This window comes from Maribellus sp. YY47 (genome assembly GCF_023111095.1).
GTDB lineage: Bacteria > Bacteroidota > Bacteroidia > Bacteroidales > Prolixibacteraceae > Draconibacterium.
In genome coordinates, this window is the sequence record NZ_JALGYW010000012.1 from 47,570 (window position 1) to 65,575 (window position 18,006).

Genomic DNA, 18,006 nt, shown 5'->3' on the forward strand with positions numbered 1-18,006 from the left:
TATGATTAAATAAGTTCATGTTCGTTTCATGTTATTTGGTTTAATGTTTTAATCGACTAATTAATCGGATTAATGAAATTCATCAACTCCCTGTCGTGGTTGTTAACAATTCTGCATTCATTATCAAAATACATTGTAACTCCATTTTTTGCAGTATACGGTTCCCATTCCGGCAGTATACCTTTCACATTGGGATTACCTGTTTTTACAAAGTTTATCCATGCAGAGCTCATTTGGGCAGCCAATTCCCAGGCTTCTTCTGTATTGCCAGTCCAGTCTGCTCTCAAATCAACCGTATTGAATGCCAAAGGAATGTCCAAACCATGAAAAGAACCTTTCGATGCGTTATCGACAGCACTTTTCCAGGCCAATAAATAAACATACAAGGGGGCACTTGATTCTTCAGCTCTTGCGTCAGCGGTTCGAATGGTAAAGGGTCTGAAAACATTATCAATTGAAAGAAGGTCCTGAGGTGTATAATCAGGATATGCCTTTGCAAACAACTCAACGAATTGATCGGTTTTATCGCCATATTGGTTTGCCAAGCGTTCTTTTGCCTGGTCCAGGGTCAGGTCTTTTTCGCCATAAAATGTTCGCATAAGCTCGTTTAAGGTAGAGCCCATCATAAGGGGTATGTCATTTGAAATATCGGCAAAACCCGGGCTGAATGGTTGCTGGAGCAATACATCCCCATCAGCCGAAGGGGCAAAGCCAAACATGGTAGGCGAACCGGGCTTTCTTGGACCAGAAATTTCTGCAATAGCATCATTTCCTGCTTTTACAAGATCCATGTATGGGATAGTATCCAGTTTTTCAACATCGTTTGGTGTAAGTCCCAATTTTTCAAGAACGGCCAAACCCAGATTTTGTGATTTCTCTTTGGTCATTGTATTCAGCAACGTTCCACTTTGAATAATTGCCTTCTGAAACAATCCTTTTGCCGATGGCATACACATTAGCGTACCAACTTTACCACCACCGCCAGACTCGCCTACAATGGTTACATCCAAAGGATTGCCTCCAAAATTTTCAATATTGTTCCGAATCCACTCAAGCGCTTTCACAACGTCGAGCATACCCACATTGGCCGATTTTGCATACTTTTCACCACATGCCGACAAATCAAGAAACCCAAGAATGTTCAACCGATGATTAATCGATACAAATACAATGTCGCCTTTTTTTGCCAGGGCTTCACCATAGGTCATCGGATCGTTACTGGCGCCAATGTGAAATCCCCCGCCATGTAACCAGAGCATTACCGGACGCTTTTTACCATCATTAAGTCCCTTCGTCCAAACATTTGCAGTAAACAGTTCTTTTTCGTTTTGAACGGAATCAGGGTACCAGGGTGCTACTTGCCTGGCTACGGGTCCAAAGTCTGTGCATTCGCGAATTCCGTCCCATGCATCCGGATTCTGCGGAGGCATAAATCTTTCAGCCTTGGCGTAGGGAATGCCTTTAAAAGCATAAACACTGTTGTTAATACTACCAGATACATCACCATGTGTGGTTTTAACCTGCAATTCCTGATTGTTGTTTGTTTTTGGCGTACAAGCCGTAAAACAAAATCTGGCAGTCAATAAAATTGCCATTAAAATAGGTAGAATTTGATACTTCATAGTTTGCTTGTTTGTTTATGATTTATTGTTTTAGTCCGCTATTTGTAATCCGGAAATAATCGAATGAAACATCAAAAGGCGTTTCCGGTTTTGTGGTATCCGAATCGAACCAGAAGGTACTTTTCATGTACCCGGTTATTATTCCGTCGCAAACCATTAAACCGGTTTTGATATCTTTCAGAAGCATGTCGGCAGTTCCCAGTCTTTCAAAATTCACGCCATCGAGCGAATAGTAAGCCGTGTAAATACTTCCTTTTTTATCGAGTTTAAGTATCAACGACTGGTCGCCGGTGATTTCGTTTTTCAGGTTGAAAGAAGCCAGTGATTTTGCAATGCCGTTTTCTTCCATCATCAAATCGATGGTTCCGGGTTGCGGCTCCCTTTGCCGTGTGGTTTTTATTACCGCACGGAACATAAGTTTCACAAAATTATCATCGTCCTGGTAAGCCAGAATCCCTGCATTTTCAGGCTGAGAAGGCATCCGTGAGGCCGTCAGTTTTGTTTCCGCTGTCCAGTCGTTATTGGCGCTTTGCAGCAGAATGTTTTTGGCATTGTTGGTACCTTCCGAAACATCGCCAATTTCGCTGGTAATGGTCAGGCTGCCATCGTTTGCCGAAAGACTGTGTGTTGCAGTATTTTCCCTGATCCATTGCCACTGACTTCCGACAGCGCCATTAAACTCGTCGCTAACTGCTTCCAAATCAAAATTGAAATAGTACGTGTTGGTTTCGAGTGTGATGTTGTCGATGAATTTCACCACTGCAGTTCCGGGAATTTGTTTTGCCTGCTGAATATCAACCGTAATTCCGTTTCCGGCAGCCGTTGCTTCCAGTTCTGGTACTTTAGTTTTATTTTTCAGCAGATAGCTGTATGCTTTTACTTCTTTATTGAAGCTTTCAATGGCTTTGCCATTTACCAGAATTGATCTTGGATTGAGGTCGGGCATAACTTTTACTGGATAGCTGTTTGATACCGTTACCCCGTCAACAGTTACATAAGCAAATACCGATGCAACACCTACTCCAGTAGCGGTTATTTTGCCGTTTTCATCCACGCTTACCACCGCCGGATTGTTGCTTTTGTATTCAATTTCAGCTTTCGAAATATCGTAAAAACTATCGTCCGACATAGCAGCGGTTACGCTGGTTTGTGCTGCATTTCCGGGGCGCAGGATAACCTTGTTGCTTTCGGCAACAACTGTAGTCAACACCGGTTTGTATTCGCCGCTCATAATCGTCTCCAGTTCGGCTTTTATATCTTTTGACGATGCCCCGATTTCGAAAATATAACGTCCCTGATCGAAGGTAATTTTACCGGCTTCGGCATCCCAAAACCACAGGTCGTCGCAATCGATATCAATCGAAACACGTTTTGTCTGCCCGGCCGGAATGGTTACGCGTTTAAATCCTTTCAGTCGTTTTATCGGGCGCTCCAATTCTGCCTGACTGTCGGGTGTTTTTACATACACCTGCACCACCTCGTCTCCGTCAACCGCACCAGTATTTTTCACATCAACACTTACGGTAACTTTATCGTGCGGTGTCAGCCTTGTTTTGCTGATACTGAACCGATTGTACTCAAAAGTGGTGTACGACAAACCATAACCAAATTCATACGAAACCGGTTTGTCAAAATACCAGTAAGTTCTTCCGTTCGAGCCATCGCCCCGTAAAGTGTAGTCGTTAAATCCGGGCAAGTCGTTTAACGATTTATGCCAGGTAACATTCAATTTTCCACCAGGATTTACATCGCCAAATAAAATGCGCGCCATGGCGGTTCCCTGTGTCTGTCCGTTGTAACCGGTCCAGACAATTGCGGGAATATTCGGGTTGTTATTAAACTGCTCCACTTCTACCATCCCCATGGTTTGCATTACCACAATGGTGTTTGGATTTTCGGCAGCCACAGCCTCGATGAGTTTATCCTGATTTCCGGGTAATGTAATGGTAAAGCGGTCGGACTCTTCGCGGCCGGTAGTTTGATCGGTTCCCACAAAAACCAGTACCACATCGGCAGTAGCAGCCATTTCAAGTGTTTCCTGATCGGTTGCCGGACTTTCGGCTTCGCGGTAAACCAGTACCAGCGTTTGCGGCCCTGAAATTCCCAGCGTATTGATTTTTACCGCCACATTTTGCGGACGGGAAAATCCACGGAATCCACCGCTTTGCTGAACGGCCTCAATTTTTTGCGTTGCCAGAATATTTCCGGTTGCCGAACTAACACGCACTTCGAGCAAACCACCGTTGCCGGAGGCTGCCACGTTAAAGCGGATGGAATCGACGTCGGTAATATCCACATTGTCGTAAGCTGTCCAGTCGCCATCTTTTACACCGCGAATTGAGGTTCGTCCAAAACGGGCTGCCACAATTAATCCGGGTGCCGAATCATCATATTTTGTAGCATCGAATTCGGCTACCACTTCGCCGTTACGCACGGTGGAAAAACTATTCATTGTCAGAAAATCGGTGTTTCTATCCGTATTTCCTGATGATGCAGAAACCACTTCAATGTCGAGCTTATGTTCTTTTATATAATTCTGAATTCCCAAAAGCGGCGAAATGCTTAAATGCGGCTCAATTGGCCCCGAGTAGTCGCCCAGTTCCACTTTATCGGCCTCTGGCCCCAGTACCGCAATTTTTTTGATGTGTTTGGTATTCAACGGCAATGCTTTTTCAGCAGGTTGAACCGTTACTTCGTTTTTCAGCAAAACCGGTGTTTTGGTGGCCACTTCAATCGCCAGATCGTTGTGTGAAGGATCGTTTACAATCTCCGGTTTAATTCCGGCATAAGGAACAATTTCAGACGGATCGAACTCGCCCAAACGCATTCGGATGGTAAAAATATTAATCAGCGCTTTATCGATATCGGCTTGAGCAAGCATACCCTTTTCCAAAGCATTCAAAGCATGGTTTTGATACACGCCACCACAGTCGGTATCCACTCCGGCTTTTAAACCCAACGCCGCTGCTTCTTCATAACTTTCAGTAAAATGATGGCCGCGAACGATATCGTCGATTGCACCGCAGTCGCCGGTCACATAACCGTCCATGCCATAAGTTTTTCGGGCAACTGTATCCACCAGGTATTTACTGGCCGACATGGGAACCCCGTTAACGGCGCCGTAAGCCGTCATAATTGCCGGCAAATCATAGTCACGTATCAGTGTTCGGTAAGGAAGCAGGTAAAACTCGCGCATGTCGCGGTCGTCCATGTCAGAACTGCCCGAATGCCGGTTAAACTCGGTATTGTTGGCAAAATAATGTTTGCCGCAGGGTACCGTTTTCAGGTATTTGGGGTCGTCACCCATTAAACCCTGAATAAAACCTTTTCCGATTTCAGAAACCAGGAACGGATCTTCACCAAAAGTTTCGGCAGTGCGCCCCCAGCGCGGGTCACGGGCCGGTTCAATTACCGGCGACCAGTAGGTAAGCGTAAAAATCAGGTCGTGGTTAAATCCACGCGCCTCATCGGAAATTACTTTTGTTTCGCGTTTAATCAGCTCCGGGTCCCAGGTTGAGCCCACTGCTACACTGTTTGGAAACGAAGTGGCTGTCATTCCGCTATTGTTGTTTCGGCCCATAATTCCGTGCAGCGCCTCGCCCCACACATCGTAATGGTTTACGCCCAGCCGCGGAATTGGTGGCATGGTATTTCCCAACTGACTTTGTTTTTCTTCGGGAGTCATTCGCGAAACCAGATCAATGGCGCGCTCTTTAAAAGAATATGAAGTATTCAGATAAATAGGCTTTTTAGCCATTTGGCTTTGCGGAATAAATGCCAAAGTCAATAGAGCAAATAAAATCAGAAGAATCGGTTTTGGTTGTTTTAGTTTCATAATTATATGAATTGAAAAATTATTGACAGAGTATTACACTGATGTATTTGAATATGCCAGGAAAAAACACTTAATGCACAATGCACTCTCGGTTTCCAAAGAGTGTCTTTTAGAAAACATCATTGAATTTACAATCAGTTTTGCCGATTCTACGATTGATGTCGAGATTGCGTTCATAAGTAGTTTTTGGGTTTAATTTCTATTATAGGTTTGACTCTGTTTCAACAAAAAGTTTAATCATAAGGTGTGCATTATACACTTATTGGATTGAAATTGTGCTGCAATCCCCATTAACCTTCGTTTACGGTTCAAACTGAATCCAGTCTATCTCAGCAGGATTGTTACCGTTGAGGGAGACAAACAACTTATTAATACCTGAAATTTGAGACACAAGTGGAGAATCGATTTTCGTCCAATCCGCTCCTGCCGGGACGTCTATCTTGGCAATAACTTCCCCGTTCTGCTCCCCGAGTCTGACCAGAAGCTGTGTTTCAGCCATGGATTGAACCCTAATTTTCAACAACTTATACTTCTGAGAACCAAAATCAACAGCGTTGTATTGTATCCAATCTCCTTTTTCAGGAAGAATTGTTTTCCACCCGGCAAACGTATTGGCCGAATCGAGAAAGGCAATCTCAGTTCCCTCACTTTTTGCACTGTAACGATCGATTTGTATTTGCTCAGTTGCTTTTGTAAGGCCAACTCCCCGCAAGGTTGGCATAACTTTCTGAATGGTACCATCTGCATTAAAAAACAAACTGTCGATCCTCACCGAACGGTTTTTATCGAAGTTTGGCGAATAATCGTTGTGATGATAAAACAGGTACCACTGATTGTTGTATTCGATAATAGATTGATGATTCGTCCAGCAATCTGTTGGCGATTCATCCATGATTACACCCGTCATTTTGAAAGGTCCCATTGGATTGTTGCCGATGGCGTATTCCAAACGTTCGGTGTTATTTTCGACATGCGGAAAAGTGAGGTAATAGATTCCGTTCCGTTCAAAGGTAAACGGGCCTTCTTTTAAACCTTTTGCCGGCAGATTGTCGATAACCAGCGGCTCCGAATCCAGCTCCAGCATGTTATCTTTCAGTTTGGCGACATAAATGTTTCCCATCGACCAGTAGATGTATACCTGTCCATCTTTGTCGATCAAAACATTGGGATCGATACCGTGGATTCCTTCAATCTGTTTTGGCTGCGGGATGTAAGGACCTTCTGGGCTATCGGCCACTGCCACCCCAATTCCAAATCCTTTTCGTCCGTTTGGCCCTGCAACATTTGTATTCGCCGGAAAATAGAAATAAAATTTTCCGTTTCGTCCAATGCAGTCAGGTGCCCACATGCTGTACGAAGTCGAATCAACCCAAGGCACTTTATTCTGACTTACAATCATTCCGTGATCGGTCCATTCGGTTAAATTTTCTGATGAAAACACATGATAATCTTCCATACAAAACCAGTCTTTCCGTCCCGGTTTTTCGGGTGGTGTTGGAATATCGTGCGAAGGGAAAACATATACTTTCCCGTTAAATACCCGCGCGGTGGGATCGGCACTAAACTGATCGCGGATTACGGGATTCTGCGCAGTTGCTGTCCCTGCAACGAATAGTGATGCCATCAAAAAAGCAACGATTCTTTTCCTTTTCATGGGTTATCTTGGTTTATTAAAATCATCAATTTCGGTACCCGCTTTCGGGTTCTCATTACACCTGTATCTACAAGAATTTTGTTCACTTTTATTACAGACTGAGCCAAATGCTACCTATTCTTAACCAGGCGTACAAAGAAGATTCCTCCGGCAACACTTCCCTCATGTGGCTGAAATTTCAGGGTTATGGCAGACTTACCTTCAAGCATGGACGCAGGAATTGAGTATTCAACTTCTCTGAAATCCTGAACTTTCCATTTGCCTCTGGTATTTTCGGTAGCCAGCTTTTCATCATCAATTAAAATGTCAAAAGTACGGTTGGATGTTTCATTGCCCCAATACCTTACAATAAGCGACAAATCTGTTTCACCAGCGGTATTTAACTGGTAACTGAAAAAACCACCACTACGGGCATCTCTCCAAAATTCATTCTGATAGTTTCCCGAAGTTGAGTTGGCTGATTTCAGATAGTGGTCGGCTTCAGGTTGTTGCTGACCAGGCTGAACTTTATCGGTAGTACGTTCTTCCAAAGCTAATTTTGCCTCCTCAACTTTTGCCAGAGAATCAAGCACCAACTGGTACTCCGCATTCGACAAATACAGCCAATACATCATGTACCTTGAATCGTGAATCGAATAAAACGGTTCAAACTCAATTGGGATGCTGGTATTTACGATGTTTAGCAAAGGTGCCTTAAAATGCAGCGGTTTCCCTTCAACAGGGTCAAGGTTTGTAAGTAATTTTTCGCGGTTGTCTTCCACAATAATCGGAGCCTTGTCGACCGGAAGCATTTTACCTCCTGCAATGTGTTCCCATCTGCCACTACCTGCAATCAATCCCTTTAAATCTTCGGCTCTGGTTTTTGCACCCAGTAAAATTGGCCCGTGCAACAAGGCAATGTACGAGGACACGTTGGGCAACTCTTCAATCCTGTTTTGCATTGGCAACGAAACCTCCACCACATCTCCTTTTTTCCATTTGCGGTCAATCGCAAAATACGAGGCTGGTTCGGCGCTAATTTTATGCACGCTGCCGTTTATCTTCACTTCCAGCTTTCCGGGCTCTACCCATGCCGGATAACGTACCATCAGTTTGAAGTTGGATTTGCCTTCTGTAATGGTCAGCATTGTCGTTTCTTCGTATGGAAATCTGGTTTCCTGTTTTAGTTTCACGCCTTTTGCTTTCCAGTTTAATTCGGAAGCAATAAACAAGTTCAAAAACAGTGAATCAGCTGAATGCGTGTAAATAAACTCACCGTATTTTCCATGGTTTTCCATTCCGGTTCCCACGCAACACCACATGGCTTCGTTTGGCGCCGAATAAACCCGGTAATGACGCGGACGCGCGGGGGTAAAATAAACGTAACCGCCATGTTCGGGATGCTGAGAGGAAAGGATGTGATTGAACAAGGCACGTTCGTAAAAATCGGTATATTTTTCCTGCGGATGCATTCGAAACAATACCTCTGTTAATTTCAGCATATTGTTCGTATTGCACGACTCAGGGCCTTCAATGGCACTAACATATTCGTTACATGCCGAAGCAGTTGGGAAAAATTCACGCCGGCTATTTCCTCCCAGCGCTAAACTGCGGTTCTTAGTAACTGTTTCCCAGAAAAAGCTACCTGACCGGTCATAGCTTTCATCGCCGCTAACTTCGGCTATGCGCTCAAAGCCAACGGCTTTCGGAACCTGAGTATTGGCGTGCTTGTTATCCAGGCTATCTATCCCTTCCGACATAGGCTTGAGAATTTCTTTGTGTGAAAAGCGTTTGGCCGCCACCAGGTACTTTTCGTCACTTGTCAGTTGGTACGCATCGGCTAATACCTCGTTCATTCCCCCGTGTTCGTTAGCCAGCATATCTTCCATTTGGTTGTCCGTCAGATCCGATGTCAGGTTAACTGCCCAATCGCAAAATTTCAGAAATATATCCTTTGCTTCTTCGTCGCCGGCATACAGCCATGCATCGCGTAATCCGGCAAATGTTTTATGCACGTTGTACCAGGGCACCCAGTATTTCCAAATAAGTCCGATGTTTCCCGCCTTAATTTCCGGCCAAAGCACATCACTGTTTGGAACGGCGCCCACGTAACCAACTCCCCAGTCAGGATATTTTTGAGCATTGGCTTCCTGACAGGCTTTCAGCCCGGCAACCATGTATTTCATTCGTTTGTAACATTCGCGATTACCTGTAGCGGCATAATGAATTGCCATTGCCGTTAGATAATGTCCGCCAACATGACCGTCAAGACCATCACTTTCCCAGTTGCCATAATTCTTAGCTTTCTCGGGTAATCCGGCTACCTTTCTGAACGGCGCTAAAAACCGATCAGTATCATATTTCAAAAGTGTCTCAACGTTTAAATCCTGGGCATGTTTGAATGGTCCGTCCAGCAAACGCACATCGGTTAACGAAAAAGTATTCGGATAAAGCTTGTCCTGAGCAATCAAACCCTTTCCGAAGAAAAAGCAGAACAATACCAGTATTACAAGTCTATTCCTCAAGTTTACAGTCGGTTTCATTTCAACAATTTTTAATATCCAAGATTAGTTAGTAGGTCCCCGGTGAAGCATTCGCCGATCCTTTTCCATTAAAGTTTCCAAATTATTTACAGGGCGTTCCAGTTCATAAGGAACAGGCATTTTACTGAATTGCTGAAAATAGAGTAAACAAGCATCTTTCCATTCACCGGCATTCAGGCTTTGTTCGCGTAATTTTTTCTGAACTGCCGAGAAACGTTCTGCATCCACAAAACGTTCTGCCTTATCCCATATTTTCTGAAATTGGCGCACTTGCTGAACTCCTTCATCGTAATGATAGCAGAGCTCGTCCCATAAAGTACGTCCGCTCTTCATGTTGTAATCCCAGGGCAAATGATGAAACCACAAAAGATATGCTTCCGGACAGGTTTGCAGGTTACCAAGTTGTGTTGTCAGCGGCTCGTGATACTGCGAAACGGCGTTGCTTCCGTTTGCTGTACGATCGAAACCAATTCCATCGTCCCCCGCCTGATGATAGTAGGGCGGAGTCCAGTCTTTTCTCCAGTCTTTTGGCGCCCACCAAGGCCCCGGACCGTAATGATGATTGGCCGCAAAAATATGGTGTAACCCGAGTGGCATCATGTAATTTACAGTTGCTTCATGACTTTCGAGCATCATCTGTTTTACAGGAAGAAGAAAAATCAGGTTCCAGTCGATGGGAGAAAACTGCTTCTCCGGTTTAAAAGTAAGTTTCAGCCATTCATCAGCAATTTGTGCACTCGACAGGGAATTATCCCAGGCAAGGCGGCCAAAAGCGTACCAGTTGGCTTGTGCAAAATGGTGTCCGCACCAGTTGGCATCCAAACCAATGTTGGCAACACCGGCAATGGCGCTGTATTTCTGATCGAAAATGCTTCCGTCGGTACAACGCGCAACTGTGCTGCCCTCGCCTTCCTGCCAAGTATCGCTTTGCAGAAATTCTTCCCACATGGTTGATAAAAACACCAAATGCGTTGATTGTCCCAGATATTCCTGGGTAATCTGAAGTTCGGGCATCACCGCCGTATGTTTCATTGCACCAAACAAAGGGCTAAATGGTTCGCGCGGCTGAAAATCGATGGGTCCGTTTTTTACCTGAATGATTACATTTTCCCGAAACTGTCCGTCAAACGGCATAAACTCGTTGTAAGCCTGTTTGGCACGGTCTTCATCCGAAGGATCGTAAACAAAAGCCCGCCACATAACTATGCCGCCGTATGGTAAGAGTACATCGGCCATCATATTGGCGCCGTCGGCGTGGGTGCGCCCGAAGTTTTGCGGCCCCGGCTGGCCTTCGCTGTTGGCTTTTACCAGAAAACCACCAAAATCGGGAATCAAACTATATATTTCCTTTGCTTTGTCGTACCACCATTTTTTTACTTCCGGATCGAGAGGATCGGCTGTTTCCAGTCCGCCGATTACCTGCGGTGAAGCAAAATTTACTGCAAGGAATGTTTTTATTCCATACGGGCGAAGCACATCGGCGATTGCTTTTGCGCGTTGCAGAATTTCGCTGGTCAACATTTTTGGGGAAGCATTTACATTGTTCAGAACAGAACCGTTAATTCCAACCGATGCGTTAGCACGGGCATATTCAGCCCATAATTTTTTATCCCGATCGCTTACTGCAAGCGAATCTTCACCGTGCCAGAAAATAGAATAACCTGCATAACCGCGTTCAATGGTTCCGTTTAAATTATCCCAGTGGTTAAGCAGGCGCAAATTGTAAGATGGGTTTATCAACTCGTTACGCACAGGTTCGCCTGTTTGCTGACGGCGCAACAATTCATAAACACCATATAAAATACCGGTTTCTGAATTTGCCTGTATTTCGGTCGCTGACAAACGAAACCCGTCGTTTTTTAATTGCTTGTCTTTTACCAGTTTCAAAATAACCGTTTCGCCGGGTCTTCCCTGCCAACCTTTTTTGAGTTCGTTAACAGCAATGTCAAGTGTTGCAGAATGTCTCGCACACTGAACGATTACCGGCGAAGTAGCCGATGCCCGCAACCAGAGTCGATGTCCGTCTTCGGCTTTTAAACCGATTGAAAAAATCAGAAAAAAAATACAAAATACAGTATGCTTCACTTGATTGTTTTTATTGGTTAGCATTGCTTAATTCACAAGCAATGATCCTCCGTTGGAAGGAATATTCAGCTCAACTTCCCGCGCTTTATTCAGTTTTATGGTTGATAGATTTCCTTTCAAACCTGCATCGTCAGTATAAAACTGCAATTTTTCGCCGGGTTGCAGCATCGGAAGTTTAATCGTCAGTTTCAAAGTTTCTTTCTGTGCATTTACTCCGGCGATGTACCATTTGTCTCCATGGCGCCGGGCCAGTACCACGTACCTTCCGGGATAACCATCGATGAACTTAACATCGTCCCAGGTGGAGGGCACTTGTTTCATAAAATCGATTGTCCAGGCCGGAGCGTCTGTCAGGTTATTGGGCGCCAATGCAAAATGCTGAACCGGGCTTTGAAACAATACGGCAGTGGCAAGTGCATAGACATCAGACGTAATTCTCCGGCTACCGCGATTGGGTGTATTGTTGGCATTGTAAAATTTATTCAGTGCACTTCCGCCAAAATCCATACTCCCTACAGCATTTCGGATAAAGGGATGCAAACAGCCGTTGAAAGCCTCGTTATCGCAACTTCCTTGTCCGAAATGAAGATTCTCGCTGGCTAAAACGGCTTCGCTGGCTGCATAATTGGGGAACATACGCTCCCAGCCACGCGGCAAAGTACAACCATGAAAAATTACCATCAGTCCGTAATCGTTGGCATCGTATAGAATATCTTCATACAGTTTGATTGTTTCCTGCTTGTCGCCACCAAAGAAATCAACTTTTATTCCTTTTATCCCGACACTTTTCATCCAGGCCATTTCTTTGCGGCGTGAAATCGGATTGTCCATAATTCCCTTTGGACTCTGTGGCGCATCGTTCCAATATCCGTTTGAGTTGTACCAGAGATACAAGCCTACGCCTTTTGTTTGGCCATAGGTTGCCAATTCAGCAATTTTATCGCGACCAATTTGCGTATCCCAAAGCGCATCTACCAAAATGGTTCCCCAACCCATTGCTGCGCTAAAGTCGATGTATTCTTTCTGCACATCGTAAACTGTTCCGCCATCCATTTTTATAATCCAGCTCCACGATCCCTTTGTATAATGGTATTTTTGAGATGCCTCGTATTTGGGTTTCACCACATCGAAAGGAACCGTAGTTTCCACAACCGGGGCGAGTGTTTCGCCAACAGTAATGGTTCGCCAGGGCGTTTCACCCGGAAGCGGAATTCCCGGAGAAGTAGTTCCGTTACCGTTGTTTTCTCCTTCCTGCGGAAAACCAATGGTGTATAATCCGCTTTCATGACCAATCAGGCGACTTCCGCAATAACCGGCATCAACTCCGGTTTCGGAAATGAGTACCCAGCCATTGTCGTTCACTTTAAATAAACATGGAAAAGTGTAGCCATTTCCCCAGCCATTTTTCCCGATAGGATCATCAACAGAATAGGGCGTTTCGTAACTGGGCGATGTGCGGGCAAAACCACCCATCGGGTTACTTTGCGGACAAAGAAAAGTGGTGGTTCCTTCAGGAAAATAAAAACCCGTTGTTTCTTCGTTTATTACACAAGAACGGCGGTCTCTTTTCGGATACACCTTGTACTTAAAAGCTACATCGTTGTTGCTTACCCTGAAAACCACATCGAAAGCAGGCTTGTTGTCTTTCAGAAACGAAAAAAAAGCTTCGCTGGCTTTATAATTAACCTTACTTTTTTTGATATTGGGAAGTTCGTATGTTTCATCAATTTCTGTTCTGTTGATGTTTTCTGCCATCGTCAGTTCCTGTGAATAATCGCCGATGTTGGTTCTCATTCCGATTGGCGACTTTGCAATAAACTGCTTCCCGTTTAAAACCACGCTATAAACCGGCGAGCCGTTATCCACGGTAACCGCAACCACCAGATTACCATCGGGGCTGGTTACTTTTTGATCTTGCGCCTCAATTATTCCGGTAAATCCAATGAGGTAAATAACGATTAATACTATTTTTTTCATAAGCTGATATTTAAAACTATCTGACCCTTAAAACATTATTGTCTATTCCTTTATTTTATACCAAGTAACGGAAGCATGGTTTCGGCATAACGTTTTCCCAGCATTCGGTAACCTTCGGCTGTAAAATGCAAATTATCACCTCTTTGCGGACATCCATTGGAAGGAATTACGTATGAATTTGGAATTACTTCGGGCAGGGTTGCAATTATTTTATTCATGCTGGCACATGCCCCACCCTGATCGGCACTTACAACTTCGCCAGCCAGCAAAGGAACATTTTTGGGTTTCAGGTTCAGGTCCGTCATCAAATTATCGTACACTAATTTTACCTTTTGAGTCCAAAGTGTATCGTTCGTATTTGATTCGCCCTGGTGCAATAGAATTCCTTTGATCACGCCGTCTTTCTGAGCCAGTTTTGCCATATCCACCAAACGCTGATAAGGATCGCCATCGTACTCTTTTACCATATTCTTCAACCAATCAGGAGACGTTTCAACATATGATTGATAATTGTCTTTGTCGAACAATTCTATTTTACAGCCGCCCACTGCAACATTAATAACACCTACCCTCACTTTTTCAGGTAAGTTTGCAACCAGTGTACGGCCAAAATAATCAGCCGGAGTTAAACCAGTATAACAACGACAAAGTGGAGGCACAGCAGTGTACCATTGTCCTTTTTCGCGCCCCAAATCAGGGCAATCAATGGTTGACATCACCTGAAAACGGGGATCAACATTTTCCTTATCCTGTTCCTCAATGGGGGCATTTCCTTCCATATTCGATTGCCCCAGGCAAAGGAAGATGTAGAAGTTTTTATCCTGAGAAAAACCATCCATCCCAACCATTAAAAGGATTAAAGTTGAAATAAAAGCTATTTTGATTTTCATCTCATTAAAATTTTCTATTTCGTTCGTATTCGATGGAACTCCCATGATTTTAATTATCCTTTTTTTTGGCTAATCTTCGTCATGGTCGTTTCATAGGTTTAAATTTTTAATTTTTAGGGAATTACCGGGTAATCGGGAGAATTCATAGGAGATTTAATTATCATTTATTTGATTAGCCCATTCGGCACCTTCAAAAGTTCTTCTCCATACGAAATATTCATCCAATACTTTTAGAGATTCAATACCCGGCACCGGACCAGAAAAAGGTACAGGACCGGTGAGGTACATAACATTGGGATCCTCTTCGCTATATGGATTCCATTCCGGAACTCCCTCACCATTTGGATCACCATATTTGGCAAAGTTGGTCCAGTAAGTTCCAATGGCATCCGACAATTTTAAATCAGATTCTGTTGTCCGCTCATCGTTCGGATTCAGGTGCATGAAAACATAAGCTACATCCTGTCCATGAGGAGAACCATAGCCATACAGGGGAGAGTCTTCCGGATAAGCCGGATGTTGATCGAAATAATATAAATAGGCTTTCGACTTGCCCATTTTTGATTGTAAACGTGCCCAGCTCCAGGTTTGCCAACCAAAAGCCGCATCGCGTGAAAGATCGCGCGCCGATTTTGGAACGGCGGTTTCTGTTACAGGATAAGCCTGAAGCAAAGCATCGGCAAATTTGCCATAACGCTCCCGAACAGCATCGGCAAACTCTTTCGGATCTTTGGTGCGCGTAAAACTTGCTCCTTCATCTGAATTATAACCTACCAGTATCGGTGTATCGTTAAAACTTCCGGCTTCGTACATTTTATACTGATCGTCAGGGATGACATAACCATCCACAATTGGCCATCCGCCTTCCATCCCCATTCCCATAGGCAGTTTCTCTGCCGGAATTGCCCGTAACTCGTCAATCGATTTTGCACCTGCCCGTTCGGCATAAACTACTCCGTCAGCTTCGGCATGCCCGAGTGTTTTCATATTTTCTCCCGGATAAGTTATTCGGCGTGTTGGCCCAAACGAACCACCGCTTTGCGAAATAGCCCCATGAATTAAACCTTTTGCCAATGGTGAAGCACATAACATACTCACCGAAATGCCACCTGCCGATTCCCCAAAAATGGTTACTTTCTCTGGATCGCCGCCAAACGCAGCAATATTGTTTTGAATCCATTTAAGTCCGGCGATCTGATCAAGTAATCCATAATTCCCTGAAACACCATCCGGATTTTCGGCACTTAATTCGGGATGAGCCAAAAATCCAAGCTGTCCGACGCGGTAGGCAACACTTACCAGTACAACACCTTTTGTGGCCAGTTTTGCACCATCGTAACCCGGTTCAGAAGTAGCACCAAAGCTAAACCCTCCTCCATAAATCCACACCAGCACCGGTAGTTTTTCATCTTTTGATTTTGCGGGTGTCCAGATGTTCAGGTACAAGCAATCTTCACTTTTCCCCGAAGGAGGATTTCCCCACTGCATGGGAGCTGGAGCAAACCCGGTGGTTTGTTTTATGCTATCCCACTTCTGAACAGGTTGAGGCGCTTTCCAACGCAGGTCGCCCACAGGTGGCGCTGCAAAAGGGATTCCTTTAAAAACCAGCAAACTGTCTTCCACTGTTCCCTGAATCATTCCACCTTCTACTTCTACCAAGGTAGGATCTTTGGGCGAACAAAAAGTCATTGAAAGCAACAAGAGCAAAGTGCTTATATAAGATATTTGTTTCATTTGGTTTAGATTTGGATTTATAAGAACAGCTTAAATTATTGTTTTTCGGTTAATTGAGCGCCAACGCGGAAGTAATCAAAATCGACAAATCCACCCGGACTTTTGGTGGCATAATTAAAAAAGCCAAAACGGTAGCCCATGAAATGTTCCATCAGGGTATATTCCATTTTTAGCGGACTGCCAATTGCCGTCCAGGATTTTCCGTCGAGACTGTAATAAAAACGGGCCATATCTTTTCGGTCGCGGAAATCGCAGTCGATTTTAAAATATACTTCGTTTTGTGTTAGCGGCAGACTTTCCATTTCAACGGGAGTATCGGTTTCGTTACTGATCATATAAATAAATTTCTCGCCGCCGGTCATTTTTACGCCTACCTGACCGTACTTTCTTTGCAAGGCACAAAATCCGGCATAATCGCCATCTTTCATGTTCGAAGCATCCATTCGGGTATTGGCCGAACTTACCGGGCCAAAAGTTCGCTGAGTAAGGGTGTTTCTTGCATACACAAAACTCTCGTCAACACGGCCGGTAGTAAGGCGTAAATATCCTTTGCGGTCGCGTACCGACCAAAGCTCATTTACCGGGTTGTGGTTCCACTGCCAAACCAGTGGCAAATCAGCGTCGTTCTTTTTGCGGGTAAATTCATCGGAATTCACAATTCCCGGAATCAAACCTTTGCTGGCCGGTAAATCCAGCGTATCGGGAACTTTTCCATCAACACCCAAAACAGGCCATCCATCTTCCCATTTTACAGGTACCAGATACGGAATGCGACCTACCGAACCATAATCGCGAAACAGAAAAGAAAACCATCTTCCATCGGGAGTGTCTATCAGTCCGCCCTGTGCAACACCTTTATCCTGCAAGGCCAGGCGACCTTCCCACGGGCCATTAATATTATCGGCCCGGTGAATAACCACCGAACGCATGCTGCCACGCGGCCAGGTAATGTTAAAAAGGTAGTATTTTCCTCTTACTTTAAACAATTGCGAGCCTTCTGCTGGCAGCATAATATTGTCGCCTGCCGGGGCACTTGCATTTTCAATCAATACTTTTTCGGTTCCTTCCTTAACCCCCGAAAAATCAGGTTCAAGTTCGGCCATCATTAATTTTCCGGCTCCCCAAATCATATAAATTTTGCCGTCGTCGTCGAAAAACAAGGTATTGTCGTGCAAGCTCGGAGAAAATTCATGTCTTTCCCATTCGCCTTTTTCAATGTCTTTTGTTGAGAAAACATATGTTTTACCGGTTGTGCTCGAAAAGGTTGACACATAATACCTATTGTTGTGGTAACGGATACAGCTCGCCCACGATCCTTTTCCATAGGCACGTTTTTCGTTGTCGAGGTTCATCGGATCAATATCTGCCAGCGTATCATAAGCATAACTCACCATCTCCCAGTTTACCAGGTCGGTCGATTTCATTATTGGTACTCCCGGACTCATGTGCATGGTGGTGCTACTCATGTAATAGGTATCCCCCACCCTAATCATTGAAAGATCAGGGACATCGGCATAAATAACAGGATTTGTTGCCTGCTGTGCGAAACTGCTTCCCGCATTAAGCAGAAAAAAAAGAAATATGGCACTTAATCGATAAATATTCATAGTTGGGTTATAAAAACGTTTGAATACTTCAGCTTATATAATGTCTTGTTCCATCCTCCTAAAAAATCGAAATGGACAAA

General features: G+C 44.3%; 9 protein-coding genes. All 9 read right to left on the minus strand.

All coding sequences use genetic code 11. The annotated features are described in order from the left end of the window. Positions 1-56: 56 nt before the first annotated feature. On the minus strand, positions 57-1,622 hold the full coding sequence (locus MR764_RS11370) for a carboxylesterase family protein (RefSeq protein ID WP_247979538.1): 1,566 nt from the start codon (positions 1,620-1,622) through the stop codon (positions 57-59). Positions 1,623-1,644: 22 nt separating this feature from the next. Next, a complete protein-coding gene (locus MR764_RS11375) occupies positions 1,645-5,457 on the minus strand; it encodes a glycoside hydrolase family 3 C-terminal domain-containing protein (RefSeq protein WP_247979539.1) in 3,813 nt (1,270 codons plus the stop codon). Positions 5,458-5,758: 301 nt separating this feature from the next. After that, positions 5,759-7,111 carry a family 43 glycosylhydrolase gene (locus tag MR764_RS11380; protein ID WP_247979540.1) on the minus strand — a complete coding sequence of 451 codons (1,353 nt, stop codon included), beginning with the start codon at positions 7,109-7,111 and terminating at the stop codon, positions 5,759-5,761. A 110-nt stretch (positions 7,112-7,221) separates the two neighbouring features. Further along, positions 7,222-9,633 carry a glycoside hydrolase family 127 protein gene (locus MR764_RS11385; protein WP_247979541.1) on the minus strand — a complete coding sequence of 804 codons (2,412 nt, stop codon included), beginning with the start codon at positions 9,631-9,633 and terminating at the stop codon, positions 7,222-7,224. Between the two features lie 24 nt (positions 9,634-9,657). Then, positions 9,658-11,718 (minus strand): alpha-glucuronidase, encoded by a 2,061-nt coding sequence (locus tag MR764_RS11390; RefSeq protein WP_247979542.1) that lies wholly within the window; start codon positions 11,716-11,718, stop codon positions 9,658-9,660. A 27-nt stretch (positions 11,719-11,745) separates the two neighbouring features. Beyond that, positions 11,746-13,695: a glycoside hydrolase family 97 protein gene (locus MR764_RS11395; RefSeq protein ID WP_247979543.1), complete on the minus strand. Its 1,950-nt coding sequence runs from the start codon at positions 13,693-13,695 to the stop codon at positions 11,746-11,748. A gap of 50 nt (positions 13,696-13,745) precedes the next feature. Continuing rightward, positions 13,746-14,585: a sialate O-acetylesterase gene (locus MR764_RS11400; RefSeq protein WP_247979544.1), complete on the minus strand. Its 840-nt coding sequence runs from the start codon at positions 14,583-14,585 to the stop codon at positions 13,746-13,748. A 153-nt stretch (positions 14,586-14,738) separates the two neighbouring features. Further along, entirely contained in the window at positions 14,739-16,319 is a 1,581-nt protein-coding gene (locus MR764_RS11405; RefSeq protein ID WP_247979545.1) for a carboxylesterase family protein, read from the minus strand. Between the two features lie 35 nt (positions 16,320-16,354). Next, on the minus strand, positions 16,355-17,926 hold the full coding sequence (locus tag MR764_RS11410) for a glycoside hydrolase 43 family protein (RefSeq protein WP_247979546.1): 1,572 nt from the start codon (positions 17,924-17,926) through the stop codon (positions 16,355-16,357). Between the last annotated feature and the right edge of the window lie 80 nt (positions 17,927-18,006).

Excerpts from the sequence above, each read along its gene's own strand:
- MR764_RS11370 (WP_247979538.1), bottom strand. The coding sequence starts at position 1,622 with ATGAAGTATCAAATTCTACCTATTTTAATGGCAATTTTATTGACTGCC.
- MR764_RS11375 (WP_247979539.1), bottom strand. The coding sequence starts at position 5,457 with ATGAAACTAAAACAACCAAAACCGATTCTTCTGATTTTATTTGCTCTA.
- MR764_RS11380 (WP_247979540.1), bottom strand. The coding sequence starts at position 7,111 with ATGAAAAGGAAAAGAATCGTTGCTTTTTTGATGGCATCACTATTCGTT.
- MR764_RS11385 (WP_247979541.1), bottom strand. The coding sequence starts at position 9,633 with ATGAAACCGACTGTAAACTTGAGGAATAGACTTGTAATACTGGTATTG.
- MR764_RS11395 (WP_247979543.1), bottom strand. The coding sequence starts at position 13,695 with ATGAAAAAAATAGTATTAATCGTTATTTACCTCATTGGATTTACCGGA.
- MR764_RS11400 (WP_247979544.1), bottom strand. The coding sequence starts at position 14,585 with ATGAAAATCAAAATAGCTTTTATTTCAACTTTAATCCTTTTAATGGTT.
- MR764_RS11405 (WP_247979545.1), bottom strand. The coding sequence starts at position 16,319 with ATGAAACAAATATCTTATATAAGCACTTTGCTCTTGTTGCTTTCAATG.
- MR764_RS11410 (WP_247979546.1), bottom strand. The coding sequence starts at position 17,926 with ATGAATATTTATCGATTAAGTGCCATATTTCTTTTTTTTCTGCTTAAT.